The 17,940-nt window shown below is 74.1% G+C and carries 16 protein-coding genes; 7 read left to right on the plus strand and 9 right to left on the minus strand.

Annotation, left to right across the window (positions count from 1 at the left end; translation table 11 throughout):
* Nucleotides 1–66 precede the first annotated feature (66 nt).
* Nucleotides 67–2,391, plus strand: a complete 2,325-nt coding sequence (locus ACN9M0_RS07910) for a penicillin acylase family protein (RefSeq protein ID WP_426403346.1) — start codon at nucleotides 67–69, stop codon at nucleotides 2,389–2,391.
* Complete coding sequence (locus ACN9M0_RS07915) at nucleotides 2,388–2,948, plus strand: GNAT family N-acetyltransferase (protein WP_366041758.1); 561 nt, start codon at nucleotides 2,388–2,390, stop codon at nucleotides 2,946–2,948. Before ACN9M0_RS07910 ends, ACN9M0_RS07915 begins: the two co-directional genes overlap by 4 nt.
* 102 nt (nucleotides 2,949–3,050) lie before the next feature.
* Here ACN9M0_RS07915 and ACN9M0_RS07920 read toward each other — a convergent pair whose 3' ends face one another.
* On the minus strand, nucleotides 3,051–4,136 hold the full coding sequence (locus ACN9M0_RS07920) for an amidohydrolase family protein (RefSeq protein WP_366041757.1): 1,086 nt from the start codon (nucleotides 4,134–4,136) through the stop codon (nucleotides 3,051–3,053).
* 76 nt (nucleotides 4,137–4,212) lie between these two features.
* Nucleotides 4,213–5,202: an LpqB family beta-propeller domain-containing protein gene (locus ACN9M0_RS07925; RefSeq protein WP_399696364.1), complete on the minus strand. Its 990-nt coding sequence runs from the start codon at nucleotides 5,200–5,202 to the stop codon at nucleotides 4,213–4,215.
* Between the two features lie 211 nt (nucleotides 5,203–5,413).
* Here ACN9M0_RS07925 and ACN9M0_RS07930 point away from each other — a divergent pair, with 211 nt between their 5' ends.
* Nucleotides 5,414–6,511: a pyridoxal-phosphate-dependent aminotransferase family protein gene (locus tag ACN9M0_RS07930; RefSeq protein WP_366041776.1), complete on the plus strand. Its 1,098-nt coding sequence runs from the start codon at nucleotides 5,414–5,416 to the stop codon at nucleotides 6,509–6,511.
* 94 nt (nucleotides 6,512–6,605) lie between these two features.
* Here ACN9M0_RS07930 and ACN9M0_RS07935 read toward each other — a convergent pair whose 3' ends face one another.
* Nucleotides 6,606–7,676 carry an alkene reductase gene (locus tag ACN9M0_RS07935; RefSeq protein ID WP_366041756.1) on the minus strand — a complete coding sequence of 357 codons (1,071 nt, stop codon included), beginning with the start codon at nucleotides 7,674–7,676 and terminating at the stop codon, nucleotides 6,606–6,608.
* A 114-nt stretch (nucleotides 7,677–7,790) separates the two neighbouring features.
* On the opposite strand from ACN9M0_RS07935, the gene ACN9M0_RS07940 reads away from it, so the two are divergent.
* Entirely contained in the window at nucleotides 7,791–8,315 is a 525-nt protein-coding gene (locus ACN9M0_RS07940) for a MarR family winged helix-turn-helix transcriptional regulator (protein ID WP_426403347.1), read from the plus strand.
* 9 nt (nucleotides 8,316–8,324) lie between these two features.
* Here ACN9M0_RS07940 and ACN9M0_RS07945 read toward each other — a convergent pair whose 3' ends face one another.
* The 3 genes from ACN9M0_RS07945 to ACN9M0_RS07955 form a co-directional block, all read right to left on the minus strand.
* Complete coding sequence (locus ACN9M0_RS07945; RefSeq protein ID WP_366041754.1) at nucleotides 8,325–9,383, minus strand: aminotransferase class V-fold PLP-dependent enzyme; 1,059 nt, start codon at nucleotides 9,381–9,383, stop codon at nucleotides 8,325–8,327.
* Nucleotides 9,384–9,490: 107 nt separating this feature from the next.
* On the minus strand, nucleotides 9,491–10,198 hold the full coding sequence (locus ACN9M0_RS07950) for a DsbA family oxidoreductase (protein ID WP_366041753.1): 708 nt from the start codon (nucleotides 10,196–10,198) through the stop codon (nucleotides 9,491–9,493).
* A gap of 79 nt (nucleotides 10,199–10,277) precedes the next feature.
* Nucleotides 10,278–11,279, minus strand: a complete 1,002-nt coding sequence (locus ACN9M0_RS07955; protein WP_366041752.1) for a GlxA family transcriptional regulator — start codon at nucleotides 11,277–11,279, stop codon at nucleotides 10,278–10,280.
* Nucleotides 11,280–11,349: 70 nt separating this feature from the next.
* Between ACN9M0_RS07955 and ACN9M0_RS07960 the strand changes: the two genes are divergently transcribed.
* Nucleotides 11,350–12,711 carry an MFS transporter gene (locus ACN9M0_RS07960; RefSeq protein ID WP_426403348.1) on the plus strand — a complete coding sequence of 454 codons (1,362 nt, stop codon included), beginning with the start codon at nucleotides 11,350–11,352 and terminating at the stop codon, nucleotides 12,709–12,711.
* 146 nt (nucleotides 12,712–12,857) lie between these two features.
* On the opposite strand, the gene ACN9M0_RS07965 is transcribed toward ACN9M0_RS07960, so the two are convergent.
* Entirely contained in the window at nucleotides 12,858–13,397 is a 540-nt protein-coding gene (locus ACN9M0_RS07965) for an EF-hand domain-containing protein (protein ID WP_426403349.1), read from the minus strand.
* A gap of 380 nt (nucleotides 13,398–13,777) precedes the next feature.
* On the opposite strand from ACN9M0_RS07965, the gene ACN9M0_RS07970 reads away from it, so the two are divergent.
* A complete protein-coding gene (locus ACN9M0_RS07970) occupies nucleotides 13,778–14,191 on the plus strand; it encodes an SgcJ/EcaC family oxidoreductase (RefSeq protein WP_399696367.1) in 414 nt (137 codons plus the stop codon).
* Nucleotides 14,192–14,332: 141 nt separating this feature from the next.
* Here ACN9M0_RS07970 and ACN9M0_RS07975 read toward each other — a convergent pair whose 3' ends face one another.
* Nucleotides 14,333–15,247, minus strand: coding sequence for an AraC family transcriptional regulator (locus tag ACN9M0_RS07975; RefSeq protein ID WP_366041748.1), 915 nt, complete (start codon nucleotides 15,245–15,247; stop codon nucleotides 14,333–14,335).
* 90 nt (nucleotides 15,248–15,337) lie between these two features.
* Here ACN9M0_RS07975 and ACN9M0_RS07980 point away from each other — a divergent pair, with 90 nt between their 5' ends.
* On the plus strand, nucleotides 15,338–16,345 hold the full coding sequence (locus ACN9M0_RS07980) for a zinc-dependent alcohol dehydrogenase family protein (RefSeq protein ID WP_426403350.1): 1,008 nt from the start codon (nucleotides 15,338–15,340) through the stop codon (nucleotides 16,343–16,345).
* Nucleotides 16,346–16,348: 3 nt separating this feature from the next.
* Here the strand turns inward: ACN9M0_RS07980 and ACN9M0_RS07985 are convergent, their stop codons facing one another.
* Nucleotides 16,349–17,842, minus strand: coding sequence for an aldehyde dehydrogenase (NADP(+)) (locus ACN9M0_RS07985; RefSeq protein ID WP_426403351.1), 1,494 nt, complete (start codon nucleotides 17,840–17,842; stop codon nucleotides 16,349–16,351).
* Nucleotides 17,843–17,940 lie beyond the last annotated feature (98 nt).

Raw genomic sequence — 17,940 nt, forward strand, 5'->3', positions numbered from 1 at the left:
AGGCCAGCCTAACCTAAGAAGGGTGGCGACATACGTACGGTCGGACAGGGACGGGATCGGGGTCGCGTGAGCATCGAGGTCTACCGGGACGCCTGGGGCGTCCCCCATCTGCGCGCCGCGGACCCGGACGAACTCGCCTGCGCCCAGGGGCGGGTCACCGCCCGCGACCGCGCCTGGCAGCTGGAGGTCGAGCGGCACCGGGCCCAGGGCACCACCGCCGCCTTCCTCGGCGCCGCCGAGCTCGGCTGGGACGCCTTCGTCCGGCGGGCCCGGCTCGCCGACACCGCCCGCCGCTGCTTCGCGCGGCTCGAAGCGACCGACGCGGCGACGGCCGGATGGGTGCGCGCGTACGTGGCCGGGGTCAACGCCGGTCTCGCCGAAGGGGCGGGCCGCGCACCCGAGTTCGCGGAGACCGGCCTCACGCCCGGCCGGTGGGAGCCGTGGACCCCGCTCGCCGTCTGGCTCTCGACCCACATCCTCTTCGCCGGCTTCCCCACCAAGCTGTGGCGGGACGAGGTCGCCCGACGGCTCGGCGAGGAGTGGACCGAACTCTTCGCGGCCGACGGCCCCGGCACCGCCGGCTCCAACGGCTGGGTCGTGGCGGGCGGGCGGACCGCGAGCGGCGCGGCCCTGGTGGCCGGCGACCCGCACCGGTTCATCGAGGCGCCGGGCGTCTACCAGCAGATCCGGCTCGCCTGCCCCGCGTACGACGTGGTGGGCCTGGCCGTGCCGGGCGTCCCCGGACTCGCCCACTTCGGCCACACGGGACCGGCGGCCTGGGCGATCACCAACGCGATGGCGGACTACCAGGACCTGTACCGGGAGCGGCTGCGCCGGCTCCCCGACGGGAGCGTGGAGGCCCTCGGCCCGGACGGCTGGGTCCCCGCGGCCGCGCACACGGAGACGATCGAGGTCGCGGGCGCGGAGCCGGTGACGATCGAGGTGATCGAGACGGCCCGGGGACCGGTGATCATCGGCACGGAGGCCCCCTGCGGGGACGTGAGCGGAGACGGCGGTCCGGGGGCGGCCGACCGGGACGCGGCGGTGCGGGGCGCCGCGGCGGCCCCGGACGACGGTCCCGGCACGGAGGATCCCGGCGCGGAGGTCCCTGGCACTGAGGATCCCGGCACGGAGGATCCCGGCGCGGAGGTCCCCGGCGCGGAAATCCCCGGCACTGAGGTCCCCGGCACTGAGGTTCCCGGTGCGGGCGACCGGTCCTGCGGCGAGTGGGAAGCGGTGAGTCTGCGGTACGTGCCGCGGGTGACCGGGCGTCTCGGGTTCGAGTCGCTGCCCGCGCTGCTGCGCGCCCGGACCGTCGCCGACGTGGACGCGGCCCTCGGCGACTGGGTCGAGCCGGTGAATGTCGTCCAGGCCGCCGACACCCGGGGCGGTCTCCTGCACCGGGTCGCCGGCCACGTGCCCGTACGGGACCGGTCCAACTCGCTGCGCATCGTGCCCGCCTGGGACCCCGCGCACGCCTGGGGCGACGCGCCGGCGCCGCTGCCCCGCGTCGAGGTCCGCGGCCACGCCGTGATGGCCAACGCCCGGGGCCTGGCCGCGCCGCTGGGCGTCGAGTTCGCCCCGCCGCACCGGGCGGCCCGGATCGGCGAGCTGCTGGGCGCCTCGGCGGCCTGGACCCCGGAGACGATGGCCGCGATCCACTCGGACACCGACAACCCCTCGGCGGCCCGCCTCCTGGAAGCCGTACGACGCGCGGGCGAGGAGCCGGGGGCGCACGGCGCCCGCCTCTCCCCCGCCGCCTCGGACGTCCGGGCGCGGCTGCTCGCCTGGGACCGGCGGATGGACGCGGAGAGCACCGACGCCGGGCTCTACGCGGCCGTGCGCGGGGCCGTCGTGCGCCGGCTCGCCGGGCACGAGGCCTTCGCGGCGCTGCGCGAGCCCGCCCCGTACCCCGAACTCTTCGGGCCCTGGCTCGCGCTCGGGCCGCGCGTCGCCCTCGCCCTGGAGACGCTGCTCGTGGCCGGGCCCGTCCCCGCCGGGGACGTCGACCGGATCGTGCGCGAGGCGCTCGACGAGGTCGGCGCCGGAGCGCCGCCCGCCGCCTGGGGCGCGACGCACCGGCTCGCGCCCTGGCAGGCGCTGCCCGACCCGGACGACGACCGGTGGCCGGGGCTCGGCGGGGACCACGACTGCGTGCTCTCCACGTCCAGCGTGCCCGGGTGGACCGACCGCAGCGCCCGGGCCTCCGCCGCCCGGTACGTGTGGGACCTCGCCGACCGGGAGCGGAGCCGCTGGATCGTGCCGTTCGGCGCGTCCGGCGTCCCCGGCGACCCGCACCACCGCGACCAGCTCCCCCTGTGGCTGCGGGGCGAGCTCGCCCCCGTCACCACCGACTGGAACCACCTCACCGAGGAGCACGATCCACGATGACCACCGCCGTCCACGAAGAGACCGTCGAGGGTTTCGGCACCGTCCGCGTCGCACCGATCGCCCCCGACCGGGACGCCCCGCTCATCCACGGCTGGGTCAACGAGGAGCGGGCCCGCTTCTGGGGCATGGTCGGGACCACCGTCGAGCAGGTCCGGGACATCTACGCCCACCTCGACTCGCTGACCACGCACCACGGTTACCTGGTGAGCCGGGACGGGGAGCCGGTCGGCCTCTTCCAGACGTACGACCCCGGGGCCGACCGGGTGAGCGAGTGCTACGAGGTACGGGCCGGCGACATCGGCGTGCACCTGCTCGTCGCGCCGGGCCTCGCCCCCGAGCCCGGCTTCACGGGCCGGCTGCTCACCGCGCTCGTCGCCTTCTCGCTGAAGGAGCACACGCGGATCGTGATCGAGCCCGACGCCACCAACGAGAAGGCGATCGCCCGCATGGTGCGGGCCGGTTTCGAGCTGGGCCCGGAGGTCGTGCTCCCCGAGGTGGACCTGCCGGAGGTCTTCATCCCGGAGAAGCGTGCCCGGCTGGCGTTCCTGAGCCGCTGATCAGGCCGGGACGCGGCCGTTGCCGACGACCGGCCGGTCGTCCGGGGTGGGTCAGCCCACGACCCGCCCGTTGACGACGGCCGGCCGGTCGCCCGGGCTGGGTCAGCCCACCACCCGCCCGTTGACGACGACCCGGCGCGGTGCCGCGAGGACGCGGACGTCCGCGCGCGGGTCCTCGCCGTAGACGACGAGGTCGGCCGGGGCGCCCTCCTCCAGGGAGGGGCGGCCCAGCCAGGCCCTGGCCCCCCAGGCGGTGGCCGCGAGCGCGTCGATCGGCGGGATCCCGGCCCGGGTGAGCTCCTCGACCTCCTCGGCCACGAGTCCGTGGGCGAGCGAGCCGCCCGCGTCGGTGCCGACGAAGACCGGGACGCCCGCGTCGAAGGCGGCGCGGACCGTGTCGTACCGCCGCTCGTGGAGCCTGCGCATATGGGCCGACCAGCGGGGGAACTTCTCCTGGCCGCCGTCGGCGAGGTGCGGGAAGGTCGCGATGTTGACGAGGGTCGGGACGATGGCGACGCCCCGCTCGGCGAAGAGCGGGATGGTGTCCTCGGTGAGGCCCGTGGCGTGCTCGATGCAGTCGATCCCGGCCTCGACGAGGTCCCGGAGCGAGTCCTCGGCGAAGCAGTGCGCGGTGACCCGGGCGCCGAGCCGGTGCGCCTCAGCGATGGCCGCCTCGACCTCGGGGCGCGGCCAGCAGGCGGTGAGGTCGCCCGCCTCGCGGTCGATCCAGTCGCCGACGAGCTTGACCCAGCCGTCGCCGCGGCGGGCCTCGCGGCCGACGTACGCGACGAGGTCGGCGGGCTCGATCTCGTGGGCGTAGTTGCGGATGTAGCGGCGGGTGCGGGCGATGTGCCGTCCCGCCCGGATGATCTTCGGGAGGTCCTCGCGCTCGTCGATCCAGCGGGTGTCGGAGGGCGAACCCGCGTCGCGGATGAGCAGGGTGCCGGCGTCCCGGTCGGTGAGGGCCTGCTTCTCGCTGGTGGCCTCGTCGACGGGGCCGTGCCGGTCGAGGCCGACGTGGCAGTGGGCGTCGACGAGTCCGGGGAGCGCCCAGCCCTCGACGGTGACCGCTTCGGCGGCGGGCCGCTCGAAGGTGATCCGCCCGTCGACGCACCACAGTTCGTCGCGGACGTCCTCCGGGCCGACGAGCACCCGCCCCTTCACGTGCAGCACCTCGTGATCGCTCATGTCTGCACTCTACGAGCCGCCGCCCGGGTCCCGGGCGGCGGTGTTCGTCACGGTCGGCGCGGCACCCCCGGGGCCGTCACGGGCGCCAGTCAGCCTCCAGATCGTGCGAGTCGGTCTTGGTGAGCTGGAGGAGCGCGGTGCCGTCGCCCCGCACCACGAAGAGGTGTTCGGGGTCCGCGTCGTCGGTGCCGCCCCGGGTGAAGACCAGGCGCCTGCCGTCCGGCGACCAGGAGGGGGACTTGTCGTTGGCGCGGGCCGAGGTGATGCGGTGTATTCCGGAGCCGTCGGGGAGGACGGCGAAGAGGTGGGTGAAGCCGGTGGAGTCCACCCGGCTGAAGGCGATCTGGTTGCCGCGTGACCAGTCGGGCGTCCAGTCCTGGAAGCCGGCCAGCGTGACCGGCGTCTGCGCCAGGGTGGAGAGCTGGATCCGCATCAGCCGGCTGTGTCCGGCCCCGTCCGTGCGGCTGTACGCCAGCTGCCCGCCGTCCGGGGACCACGTCGGGTGGTACTCGTCCTCCGCGGTGGTGGTGAGCCGGGTGTTCGGGGAGCCGTCGAGGTCGGTCACGTAGATCTCGCGCTCGCTGCCGACGGGCTTGGAGTAGGCGATCCGCGTGCCGTCCGGGGACCAGGCCGGGTCGGAGGCGCCCTGGGTGCCGGGCACGGGCTTCAGGTCGCCGCCCGTGATCGCCATGGTCCAGATGCCGTCGATCGCGCCGTCGGAACCGTAGCGGAGGAACGCCACCCGCTTGCGGTCCGGGGACCAGCTGGGCATCACGTCGCTGACGGTGGGGGTGTGGGTGAGCTGGACGGGTGTCCCGCCGAGCGGGGAGATCGTGTACAGGTCCTCGACGGGCGCCGCCGTGTCGTAGCGGGCGAAGACGATCGAGCGCATCCCGGCCGCCCACGCCGTCTCCGCCGCTCCCGCGTCTCCGGAGGCCGCGAGGGTCAGGGGTGCCGCGACGGCGAGCGCCGCGGTGGCCACCGCCGCCCGGCGCAGCCGCGCCCTTCCCTTCGCCCCTGTTCCGGTTCTGCCGCTTCTCCCGCTGCTCCGAGCCATGGTGTCCACCCCGTCTCCTCCTGGCGGCCCCGGGCAAGGGGCCGCTCCGGCCCGAAACATCCCACCGCCGGGACGCCGGGGGAAGTGGTGGTCCGAGCCCTGTGACACGTTCCGGACAGCACCGTGACGGCGGATCCCTCCGGGCGAGCACTTACGCTGGCACGAGCCCGAACCGATGTATGCGACACGCATGCGACACCGAAGAAGGAACCCCGTGACCGTGACACATCCGCTGCTGGACCTGGCCCCGCTGACCGCCGCGCACTTCGCGTCCATCGAGCGCCGGGTGGCCGCCCTGCTCTCCACGGAGCAGGACGTGGTGATCACCCAGGGCGAGGCGCTGCTGCCCCTGGAGGGGTGCATCCGCAGCGGCGCGCGGGCCGGTTCGACCGCGCTGAACGTCGTCACCGGTCCGTACGGGCAGACCTTCGGGAACTGGCTCCGGGACTGCGGGGCGACCGTCGTCGACCTCGAGGTGCCCTTCCACACGGCGGTGACGGCGGAGCAGGTGGAGCGGGCGCTCGCCGAGCACCCGGAGATCGACTTCGTGTCGCTCGTGCACGCGGAGGCGGCGACCGGAAACACGAACCCGGTGGCGGAGATCGGCGAGGTCGTGCGGGCGCACGGCGCGCTGTTCTACCTGGACGCGGTGGCGTCGATCGGCGCGGAGCCGGTGCTGCCCGACGCCTGGGGCGTGGACATGTGCATCATCGGCGCGCAGAAGGCGATGGGCGGCCCGGCGGGCGTGTCGGCGGTGTCGGTGAGCGCACGGGCCTGGGAGCGGTTCGCCGCCAACCCGGCCGCGCCGCGCCGCTCTTACCTCTCCCTCCTGGACTGGAAGGAGCGCTGGATCGACGGCGGCCGCAAGGCGCTGCTGCACGCTCCGGCGCAGCTGGAGATGCTGGCCCTGGAGGCCTGCCTGGAGCGGATCGAGGCGGAGGGTCTGGACGCGCTGATGGCCCGGCACGCCTCGGCGGCGGCCGCGACCCGTGCGGGCGCGCTGGCCCTGGGCGGCGGTCTTGAGCCGTATGTGTACGAGGCGGGGGACGCGGCCCCGGTGGCGACGACGCTGCGCACGCCCGCGGACCTGGACGCCTCGGAGCTGGTGGCGAAGGCCCTCGCGGCCGATCCGTCGCTGCCGCTGATCGCGGGCGGCGGGGCGCTGGCCAAGGAGATGATCCGGGTCAACCACTACGGGGTGGACGCGACGCCGGGGGCCGTGCAGTCCTCGCTCGCCGCCCTGGGTGCGGCGCTCGGCGAGTCGGGCCGCGCGGTGGACCTGGAGGGTGCGCGCCGGGCGGTCACGGAGGCCTGGTAGGAATCCGTACCCGTCACGCATGTCGTACGCGGGAGGGGCGGGGGTCCGGACGCCCGGACGCCCGCCCCTTCTCCGTGCCCGGGGACCGCGGCGACTACAGCGCCGGGTAGTCGATGTAGCCCGCGGGGCCGCCGGCGTACATGGTGGCGGGGTCCGGGGTGGCGTACGGGCCGTCGGTCCGCAGGCGGGCGGGCAGGTCGGGGTTGGCGATGAAGAGCCTGCCGTACGCGACGAGGTCGGTGACGCCGTCCTCGATCAGGGCGAGGGACTCGGCGCCGGTCGGGTCGGCGCCGGTGGACGGGTTGAGGATGAAGGTGCCGGCGAACCGCTTGCGCAGGTCGAGGACGAGCGGGCGGCGCTCGGGGCCGGTCTCCAGGACGTGGAGGTAGGCGATGCCGACGGGCTCGATCGCGGTGAGCAGCTCGGTGTAGAGCTCGTCGGTGTCGGTCTCGCTGATGTCGTTGAGGGTGTTGGCCGGGGAGATGCGCAGGCCGGTGCGCTCGGGGCCGATCTCGGCGGCGACGGCCTTCACGACCTCGACGGCGAAGCGGATGCGGTTCTCGACGGAGCCGCCCCACTCGTCGGTGCGGTGGTTGGAGCCGGAGGCCAGGAACTGCTGGATCAGGTAGCCGTTGGCGCCGTGGATCTCGACGCCGTCGAAGCCGGCCTCGACGGCGTTGCGGGCGGCGGAGGCGAAGCCGGCGACGGCCTCGCGCACCTGGTCGCCGGTGAGCTCGCGCGGGGCGACGAAGGCCTTGGGGCCCTCGTGGGTGTAGACCTGGCCGGCGGCGGCGACGGGCGAGGGGCCGACGGGGTGGAGGTCGCCGTCGAGGATGTCGGGGTGGCCGATCCGGCCGGAGTGCATGAGCTGGGCGAAGATCCGGCCGCCGCGCTCGTGGACGGCGGTGGTGACCTCGCGCCAGGCGGCGATCTGCTCGCGGCTGTGGAGTCCGGGGGTGTTGGGGTAGCCCTGGCCCTCGGCGACGGGCTGGATGCCTTCGGTGATGATCAGTCCGGCGGAGGCGCGCTGGGCGTAGTACTCGGCGACGATCGCCGGAGGGGTGCCGTCCTCGCCGTTCGCACGGCTGCGGGTCATGGGGGCCATCGCGATGCGGTTGGCGAGGCGGGTTCCGGCGAGGTCGATCGGGTCGAATGCAGTGGTCACGGCTGTCCCTCACATGAATATGTGGTCGGCCAACTAATCGGGCCGCTGTCACTGTAACCCATTCATTGGCCGACCAAGGTAATCTTGTGGCAAGAGCCGCCCCGAGGAGTCCACATGCCGGGAACCGACCCCGCCTGTACCACCACGTCCGCCGAGCCGTCGCCCCCCGCCGCCTGCGGCGGGACCGTCAGCCACGCCCTTGCGTGGGTCGCGCGGCTGCACCGGATCGCCATGGGCCGGCGGCTGCGGGACCTCGGGCTCTACCCGGGCCAGGAACTGATGATGATGCGCCTGTGGGACTGCGGGGCGGTCCGCCAGTCGGAGCTCATCCAGTCGCTCGGCCTCGACCCGTCCACGGTGACGAAGATGCTCCAGCGCATGGAGCAGTGCGGCTACGTCCGCCGCAGCCCGGACCCGGCCGACCGGCGCGCGGTCCTGGTCGAGGCGACGGAGCAGGGCCTGGCCCTGCGCGCCGGCGTCGAGGGCGCCTGGAGGGACCTGGAGGACTGCACGCTGGCCGGTCTCGCCCCCGCCGACCGGGCGGAGCTCGCCCGCCTGCTCGGCCTCGTGGGCGAGAACCTGACCGAGGAGGCGGGCGAGGAGGGCGCCTGCCCGCCGGGGGCGGGGGCCGTCTGCTAGGGCGTCGGATCAGCCCGCCAGGACCTCCAGGACGTGGTCCACGTCCGCCGCCGTGTTGTACAGGTGGAAGGAGGCCCGCAGATTGCCCGCGCGGGCCGAGAGCAGGACGCCCGCCTCGCGCAGCGCGTCCGCGCGGTCTCCGAGGCCGGGGACCGCGACGACGGTCGAGTCGTCCATGACCGGCGCGTGCCCGAGGGCGAGGAGCCCGGAGCGGAAGCGGGCCGCGAGCCCCTTGTCGTGGGCCTCGATCCGCTCGATGCCGATCTCCTCCAGGAGGGCGAGCGAACGGGCCGCCCCGTGGTACGAGAGGAAGGCCGCCGGCTCGTCGAACCGGCGGGCGGAACGGGCCAGTTCACGGACCGGGCCGTAGCTGTTCACCCACAGCTCCTCGCCGCTGACCCAGTTGGCGTGGATCGCGAGGAGCGAGTCCTGCGCCTCCTCGGTGACAGTGAGGAAGGACGCCCCGCGCGGGCAGAGCAGGTACTTGTAGCCGCCGGCGACCGTGTAGTCCCACTCCCCCGCGTTCAGCGGCAGCCAGCCCGCCGACTGGGTCGCGTCGAGGAGGGTGCGGGCGCCGTGGGCGGCCGCCGCCTCCCGGATCGCCGCGAAGTCGGCCGTACGCCCGTCCGCCGACTGCACGGCCGAGAAGGCGACGAGCGCGGTCCCGGGCCGGACGGACTCGGCGAGCTGCTCCAGGGGCACGAAGCGGGTCTTGAGGTCGCCGCGGATCGTGAAGGGGGTGATGACGGAGGAGAAGTCGCCCTCGGGGAAGAGGACTTCGGACCCGGCGGGCAGCGACTGGGCGACCATCCCGCAGTGGACGGCGACCGAGCTGCCGACGGAGACGCGCTCGTGGGAGACGCCGGCGATCCGGCCGAAGGCGGCGCGTGCCTCGTCGACGATGTCGAAGCTGCCGGCGCCGCCGGAGCGGCCGTCGGCGGTCTCCTGGGCGAGGAGGGTGACGGCCTCGACGGTCCGGCGGGGCAGCAGTCCGCAGGCGGAGGTGTTCAGGTAGGTCTTCTTGGGCGCGAACTCGGCGCCGCCGAGCGGCTGGTCAAGGGAATCCATGCCCCCACCCTGGTTTCCCCACGATCACCCGTCAATGGCGATTCGATCGTGGGGAAACCCAAGTCGCGCTTATTTCCGCAGGTCGGACGCTGTGCGGCGCAGAGCGGTCAGGCCTGCGGGACCTCGCAGGCGCCGTCCGGGCCGCAGACCTCCGCGTCGGAGCCGACCGGCTGGAGGACGCGGCCCTGCCAGGCCTGTTCGAGCGCCTGGGTGAAGACCTCGGCGGGCTGGCCGCCGGAGACGCCGTAGCGGCGGTCGAGGACGAAGAAGGGCACGCCGTTGGCGCCGAGTTCGGCGGCCTCCCGCTCGTCCTCGCGTACGGCATCGGCGTAGGCGGAGTCGTCGGCGAGGACGGTCCGGACCTCGGCCTCGTCGAGACCGGCCTCGACTCCGAGGGTCACCAGGGTCTCGGCGTCGAAGACGGAGCGCTCCTCGGCGAAGTTGGCCCGGTAGGCCAGGTCCAGGAGCTCGCTCTGACGGCCGCGCTCCTTGGCGAGGTGAAGCAGCCGGTGGATGTCGAAGGTGTTGCCGTGGTCGCGGCCGTCGGTGAGGTACTCGAGGCCCTCGGAGTGGGCGTTCGAGGCGACGTGCGCCTCCATGGCGCGGGCCTCGTCGAGGGTGCGGCCGTACTTCTTCGCCAGCATCTCCAGGACGGGTCCGGTGTCGCCCTTGGCCCGGTTCGGGTCGAGCTCGAAGGAGCGGTGCACGACCTCGACGTCGTCGCGGTGGGCGAAGGCCGCGAGCCCCTTCTCGAAGCGGGCCTTGCCGATGTAGCACCAGGGGCAGGCGATGTCGCTCCAGATCTCGACGCGCATGTGACTTCTCTCCGAGGGGTTGCCGGTGGGGGGTTCCGTGGTGGGTGTTCCGTACGGGCCAACGCCCCGCCCGGCCTCCTCATTCCGTTCCGGCCCCCGGTGTGAGGCGGAGCACCAGGCGGCTGAAGGAGGCCCGGTAGGCGCTCGGGGTGAGGCCGGTGCGGCGCAGGAGGTGCTGGCGGAGGGAGTCCGCGGAGCCGAGGCCGCTCTCACGGGCGACCTGGTCCATGGCGAGGGAGGTGGCCTCCAGGAGTTCCTTCGCCCGCTCGACGCGCTGGTGCAGCAGCCACTGGAGCGGGCTGACGCCGGTCTCGGCGTGGAAGCGGCGCGAGAGGGTGCGGACGGAGACCCGGGCGTGCCGGGCGAGGTCGGTGAGGCCGAGGGGTTCGTCGAGGTGTTCCATCGCCCACGCGCGCGTGTCGGCGAAGGAGACCCCGCGCTCGGGCGGCAGCGGGGTCTGGGTGAACTGGGTCTGGCCGCCGGGCCTGACGGGGGCGACGAGGGCGAGCCGGGCGACGGTGTTGGCGACGGCGGCGCCGTGGTCGGTGCGGATGACGTGCAGGCAGAGGTCGATGCCCGCCGCGTATCCGGAGGAGGTGAGGACGGGGCCGTCCTGGACGAAGAGGACGTCGTCCTGGAGGTCGACGGCCGGGTACTGGGCGGCGAGCAGCGGCCGGTACGCCCAGTACGTCGTCGCCGCCCGGCCGTCGAGCAGTCCGGCCTCGGCGAGCGCGAAGGCGCCGGTGCAGATGGACGCGATCCGCTTGCCTCCGGCGGCGGCCGCGCGCAGGACGTCGAGGACGCGCGGGTCGGGGTCCGTGTAGGCGCCGCTGCCCGCGAGGATCACCGTGTCGGCCCCGGCGACGGCGTCGAGCCCGTGCGGGACGACCAGGTCGAGGCCGCCGGTGGTGGTGACGGGCCCGGGGTCGGGGGCGCAGATGACCGTCTCGTACCCCGGTGCGCCGTCGACCTCGACCTTGCCGAAGAGCATCTCCGGGATGGCCAGGTTGAACATCGAGACGGGCGGGGCGGCGATCACGGCGACGCGCTGGACGCCCCGGACACGGGACTCGACGATCATGGCCAGAACCTCCGGTCGTATGGCATTCCCGCCACTACTGTACGGGCCCGCTGGTCACGAAGCTGGACGCATGTCCTCAACAGTCCTCGCCAAGGCCCCCGTTGTCCGTCACGACACCCCCTCCCCCGGCCCGGCGCTCGCGGCCGCCATGCTCGGCTTCGCCCTGATCACCCTCGACACCTCCGTCGTCAACGTCGCCCTGCCCGCGATCGGATCCGCCCTCGGGGCCGGCATGACGGGCCTCCAATGGGTGGTGGACTCCTACACGCTCGCCTTCGCCGCGCTGCTGCTCTCCAGCGGGGCGCTGGCCGACCGGGTGGGGGCGAGCCGGGCGTACGGGGCGGGGGTCGTCGTCTTCACGCTCGCCTCGGCCGCCTGCGGTCTGGCCCCGGGCCTCCCGGGGCTCCTCGCGGCCCGGACGGTGCAGGGCGCGGCGGCGGCCGTGATGCTGCCGGCCTCGCTGGCCCTCGTACGGGAGGCGTACGGCGATCCGGGGCGGCGGGCGCGGGCGGTGTCGCTGTGGGCGGCGGGCGGCACGGTCGCCGTGGCGCTCGGTCCGGTCGCGGGCGGGGCGCTGACCACGGCCTGGAGCTGGCGCGGCATCTTCTTCATCAACCTGCCCCTCGGGCTCCTCGCGCTCGCCCTGCTGACCCGGGTGGCCCGCTCGGCGCGCCGGGAGGCCCCGCTGGACCTGCCGGGGCAGCTGACGGCGATGACGGCGCTCGGGGCGCTGACCTTCGCCGCCATCGAGGGCGGCACGGAGGCCTGGTGGGCGCTCGGGGTGGCGGTGGTCGCCTTCGCCGCGTTCCTGCTCGTCGAGGCGCGGCGCCGGCACCCGATGGTGCCGCTCGGGCTGTTCCGGAACACGACGGTGGCGGTGGCGGTGGCGGCGGGCTCGGCGAACAGCGTGGCCTTCTACGGCATGGTCTTCGTGTTCGGTCTCTTCTTCCAGCAGGTACTCGGGCTCTCGGCGCTCGGCGCGGGGCTGATGTTCCTGCCGATGACGGGACTGCTCGCCGGGGTGAACATCCTGTCGGCGAGGGTGGCGGCGCGGTACGGGGCGCGGCTGCCGATCGTGGTGGGCCAGACGGTCGCCGTGGCCGGGCTGCTGGGTCTGCTCACCGTGGACGCGGACACCTCGCGGGTGGCGCAGGCCCTGCTCCTCGTACCGCTCGCGCTGGGTGCGGGCTTCTCCCTGCCGCCGCTGATCGCGGCGATGATGGAGGCCGTCCCGGCGGAGCGGGCTGGTACGGCGGCGGGCCTCCTGAACGCGATCCGGCAGACGGCGGGCGCGCTCGCGATCGCGGTCTTCGGCTCGCTGGCGGCCCAGGACATGACGACGGCCCTGCGCACGAGCCTCCTGATCAGCGCCGGCCTGCTGACCGTGACGACCCTGGCCGCCCTGCGGCTGCCGCGCCGCAGGACGGTCTAGACGGCGCCTTGTCGATCAGGCCGGATCGGGGGCACCGGGCCTCACGAGCCCGGCCCGATCGGCGGGCCGATCATGTGGCTGGTCCGTGCCGGAAACGCCCGGTCGGCCCGAGCAGGGAAACTGTCCCGGCTCGGGCCGACCGGCGCTCAGCGCCCGAGCAGGGGCACGTCGATGTCGCCCAGGTGGTAGGCGCGGACGGCCTGCACCAGCTCCTCGACGGAGAGCCGGCCGTCACCGTCGACGTCGATCTGCCGGAAGGCCTCGGCCGGCTCGATGTTCGAGACGCCGATGGCGTCGAGCCACATCTTGAACTCGGCCGGGTTGACCTGGCCGTCGCCGTCCACGTCCACCAGCTCGACCATGGCCTGGATGGTCGGCTTGACGACCCGGCCGAAGCCCGCGCCGCCGTTCTCCAGGATGTGCTCCTCGGCGATGTGGTTGAACTGCTCGGGCGTCAGCGCGCCGTCCTGATCGTCGATCCCGGCCTTGTCGGCGAAGAACGACCACATGCCCAGGTAGGCCTCGGTCAGCGCGCGGCCGGCCGGGGAGACGGGGGCCTCACCGAAAGCCTGGAGGATGCGCTGGGCCTCGGCCTGCCAGTCGGACCGGTCGATCTGGCCGTCGCCGTTGACGTCCCAGAGGTCGAAGCGCTTCTGGGCACGGTCGAGCTGTACGGAAGTAGCCATGGTGGAACTCCTCCAGATGATGGTGAGGCAGGCACGCCCGCAGAGTCACGGAACCGGTCCGCCCCGCAACGGAAAGTAACCAGAAGGTAACGCAGCGAGACGGTGTGGGTGCGGCGGCTCCGGCCGCCTCATCCGCGGGGGCGAGCTACGCCAAGCTCCGCTCCCTCGGGAAAGTCACTCCCCGCGATGGGACGCAGGTTGACGGGCGGACCGACCGAGCAGGTGCCGTCCGCGAACCACTGCGGTGTCTCGCGCCCAGCTCGTCGTCTTGGGCTCAGGGCCCCCGGGCAGCTTGTGCGGGAACCGCGCCGGATGTCGGGTCATGCTCAACAGCGCCATGCGATCGCACGCTTGACCTCAATCGGACTTGAGGTGTGACGATGATCCACATGACCACGGAATCCACATCCCACGCGGCGGACATCGAAGCGATCAGCCGGCTCGTCGCCACCGTCGAACACTCCCAGCAGAACAAGGACCCCGAGGAGTTCCTCAGCCTCTTCCACCCGGACGCGATGTGGACGACGGCCCACGGCAAGGTCCTCATCGGCCTCGACGCGATCTCGGAGTTCACCCGCAAGGTCCTCCCCGCGGCGAGCTGGGACGGCCAGGTCACCTACGAGGTGGTCCACGTGCTCTTCATCAGGCCCGACGTCGCGGCGGTCAAGGTCCGTCAGCGTTACCTGGCCCCGGGCGAGGAGAGCGAGGGCGCCCCGCTGTACGTGATCTCGAAGCAGGCCGACGGCCGCTGGCTGCTGACCGCCTGCCAGAACACCGGGGTCGTCGCCGACTAGTTCGCCCGTGGATCACGTTCGGAGCCAGACCGTGAGGGCTGCCGCGGTGGCGGTGCCGAGGTGGACGTAACGGCGCTCGTCGTAGCGGGTGGCCACTGCCCGGTGCCGCTTCGACCGTGGGCGAAAGCGTCCTGACAAGCCCTAGGCGCCCTTGCGGTACTGGCCCGGCGCCACCCCGTACGCGCGCTTGAAGGCTTTGGCGAAGGCGAACTCCGAGGAGTAGCCGGAGCGTTCGGCGACCGCGCGGAGGGGCAGGTCGTCGGAGCGGAGGAGGCGGCCCGCCGTGGTCATGCGCCACCAGGTGAGGTACGCGAGGGGCGGGCGTCCGACCAGGGCGGTGAAGCGGCGGGCGAACGCGGCGCGGGAGAGGCCGCCGAGCGCGCCGAGCTCCTCGACCGTCCACGCCCTGGCGGGCTCGCCGTGGAGGGCGCGCAGGGCGCCCGCGACGGCCGGGTCGCTCAGCGCGGCCGACCAGCCGGTGGACCGGTCGGCGCGCTCGGCGAGCCACCAGGTGCGCAGCAGGTACAGGAGCAGGGTGTCGAGGAGGGCGGGGACGATCGCGTCGGATCCCGGCTGGGGCTCGGCGAGTTCGGCGCCCAGCAGGTCGACGGCGGCGCGCAGCCGGGGGTGGGATCCGACCCGTGCGGGGAGGTGGACGTAGGGCGGCAGGTCGGTGAGCAGCGGGTGGGCGCGGGCCCGGCTGAGCTGGTAGGCGCCGCAGAGGAGCAGGGTCTCCTCGGCGCCGACGGGCCCCCGGTCGGGGCGGGTGGGCCAGGAGCCGTCGGGGGCGGGGAGGGCGTCGACGAGCGGGGTGTCGGGCCGGTCGGCGAGGCCGTGGCCGGTGCCGTGGGCGAGGAGGACGACATCACCGGGGCCGAGCCGGACGGGGGCGGCGTCGTCCGGGGGCAGCAGCCAGGCGGTCCCCTGGAGGACGACGTGGAATCCGGCGCCCCTGCTCGGCGGGAAGCGGAAGCCCCAGGGGGCGAACCGGACGGTGCGGGAGGAGTGCGGGCGCCCGGTGCGCATGGCGGCGATGGCATCGCTCAGTACGTCCATGGTCCGAACCGTAGCGTGCGAGACGATCGGACATGGTGGGGAGTCCTGGGGACATGGATCGTCTCTTCCGCCCTCCCTAACGTCGAGTTCATGACGACAACAGGCATGACGACGAAGGCAGTTCTCTTCCATGAGCTCGGCGGTCCCGAGGTGCTGACCGTGGAGGAGGTGCCGCTGCCGGACCCCGGCCCCGGGGAGGTCCTCGTCCGGGTCGAGGCGATCGGACTCAACCGCGCCGAGGCGCTGTTCCGCGCCGGCACCTACTACTACCCGCCGACGCTGCCGGGTTCGCGGCTCGGTTACGAGGCGGCGGGCGTGGTCGAGGCGGTCGGCGCGGGGGTCACCGCGTACGTCCCGGGCGATCCGGTGATGGCGGCGGCCAACTTCGACTTCGGGACGTACGGCGTGTACGCGGAGCGGGTGGTGCTGCCGGAGGAGTACGTGGTGGCCCGGCCCGAGGGGGTGGACGCGGTGACGGCGGCGGCGGTCTGGCTCTCGTACTTCACCGCGTACGGCGGGACGGTGCTGACCGGCGGTCTCGGCGCGGGCGAGCACGTGGTGATCACGGGGGCGTCCAGCTCCGTGGGCACCGCCGCCGTCCAGATCGCGCTGCGGGTCGGGGCGGTGCCGATCGCCACCACGCGCGGCGAGGGCAAGCGGAAGCGGCTCCTTGAGCTCGGGGCGGCGCACGTGATCGCCACGGACACCGAGGACCTGGTCGAGGAGGTGCGGCGGATCACCGGCGGGGCGGGCGCGGACCTGGCCTTCGACGCCATCGGCGGGCCCGGTTTCGCCCGGCTCGGGGACGCGCTGCGGACCGGCGGCACCGCCGTGCTGTACGGCTGGCTGGACCCGCGGCCGACGGAGCTGTCGCGGAACTGGCCGCTGACCACGCACACGTACGCGAACGGGGCGCTCGCCAGGACGGAGGAGGGGCGCCGCCGCGCGGCCGGGTTCATCGGCTCGGGGCTGCGGGACGGCTCCCTGGCGCCGGTGATCGCCGAGACCTTCGACGGTCTGGAGCGGATCGCCGACGCCCATCGGCTGATGGAGTCGAACACGCACTTCGGGAAGATCGTGGTGCGTGTGGGGCAGTGACGGTCAGCGCCTCGGGAGTCCCAGCGGGTTGCCGTCGCGGAGTTCCGGCGGGAGCAGGTGGCCGGGGGTCGACTGGTAGGTGACCGGTCGCAGCCAGCGCTCGATCGCGGTCGCGCCGACCGAGGTGGAGGTGGAGGTGGTGGCCGGGTAGGGGCCGCCGTGGTGCTGGGCGGGTGCGACGGCGACGCCGGTGGGCCAGCCGTTGACGAGGACGCGGCCGGCCAGCGGCGTGAGTGCGGCGAGCAGCGGGGCGGCCGCCTCGTCGTCCTCGGCGATGTGCAGGGTGGCGGTGAGGTTGCCGGGCAGCAGGCCGAGGACGGCGGTGACCTCCTCCCGGGTGGAGTAGCGGGCGACGACGGTGACCGGTCCGAAGCACTCCTCCAGGAGGGGGCGGTGGCCGCCGTCGGCGAGCACGGCCGCGTCGACGGCGAGGACGCCGGCGCTGACGGTGTGGGCGCCGCCCGCGCCGGGGGTGACCGGGGTGTCCACTCCGGCGAGCGCGGCGCGCTCGGCGACCCCGGCGACGAAGGCGTCCCGCATCCGGTGGTCGAGCATGACGGCCGGTTCGGTCTCGCTGACACCGGCGGTGAGGGCGTGGAGGAAGCGGTCGCCGTCCTCGCCCCGGGGGGCGAGGACGAAGCCGGGCTTGGTGCAGAACTGGCCGGCGCCCAGGGTCATGGAGCCGGCGAGCCCGGCACCGATGTCCTCGGCGCGCTCCGCGGCGGCGGCCTCGGTGACCACGACCGGGTTGAGGGAGCCGAGTTCGCCGTGGAAGGGGATGGGGACGGGCCGGGCGACGGCCGCGTCGAAGAGGGCCCGGCCGCCGCGGATCGAGCCGGTGAAGCCCGCCGCCGCGACGAGCGGGTGGCGGACGAGCTCCACGCCCGCGTCGAAGCCGTGGACGAGGACGACGACGTCCTCGGGGAGTCCGGCCTTGGCGGCGGCCCGGCGCAGCAGGGAGGCGCAGAGCTCGGAGGTGGCCGGGTGGTCGGGGTGGGCCTTGATCACCACGGGGCAGCCGGCGGCGAGGGCGCTCGCGGTGTCGCCGCCGGGGACGGAGAAGGCGAGCGGGAAGTTGCTGGCGGCGTAGACGGCGACGACGCCGAGCGGGATCTTCCAGCGGCGCATGTCGGGCCGGGGCGGGGTGGCTCCGGGGTCGGGGAGGTCGATCCGGACGTCGAGGAAGGAGCCGTCCTCGACGACCTCGGCGAAGGCCCGCAACTGGGCGGTGGTGCGGGCGAGTTCGCCGGTGAGGCGGACGGGTCCGAGGGCGGTCTCGGCGTCGGCCGCCTCGACGACGTGCTCGCCCGAGGCGTCGAGGAGGTCGGCGGCGGTACGGAGGAAGGCGGCCCGCACCGCACGGTCGGCGAGGGCCTCACGGGCGGCGTGCGCGGCCCTGACGGCGCGGTCGACCTCCTCGGTTGTGGCCTCCACCGCAACCTGCTCGCGCGGCTTCCCCGTCCGGGGGTCCACACTCCACACTGGTTCTGCCGCCACCGCCACGCCCCTGTTCGCTATTCTGAACACAGTTCCCGTAGATGAACGCATCTGGACGGGACTCTATTGACGGCCCGGCCGTCTCCACAAGGGCCCCC

The organism is Streptomyces sp. R-07 (genome assembly GCF_049913175.1).
GTDB lineage: Bacteria > Actinomycetota > Actinomycetes > Streptomycetales > Streptomycetaceae > Streptomyces.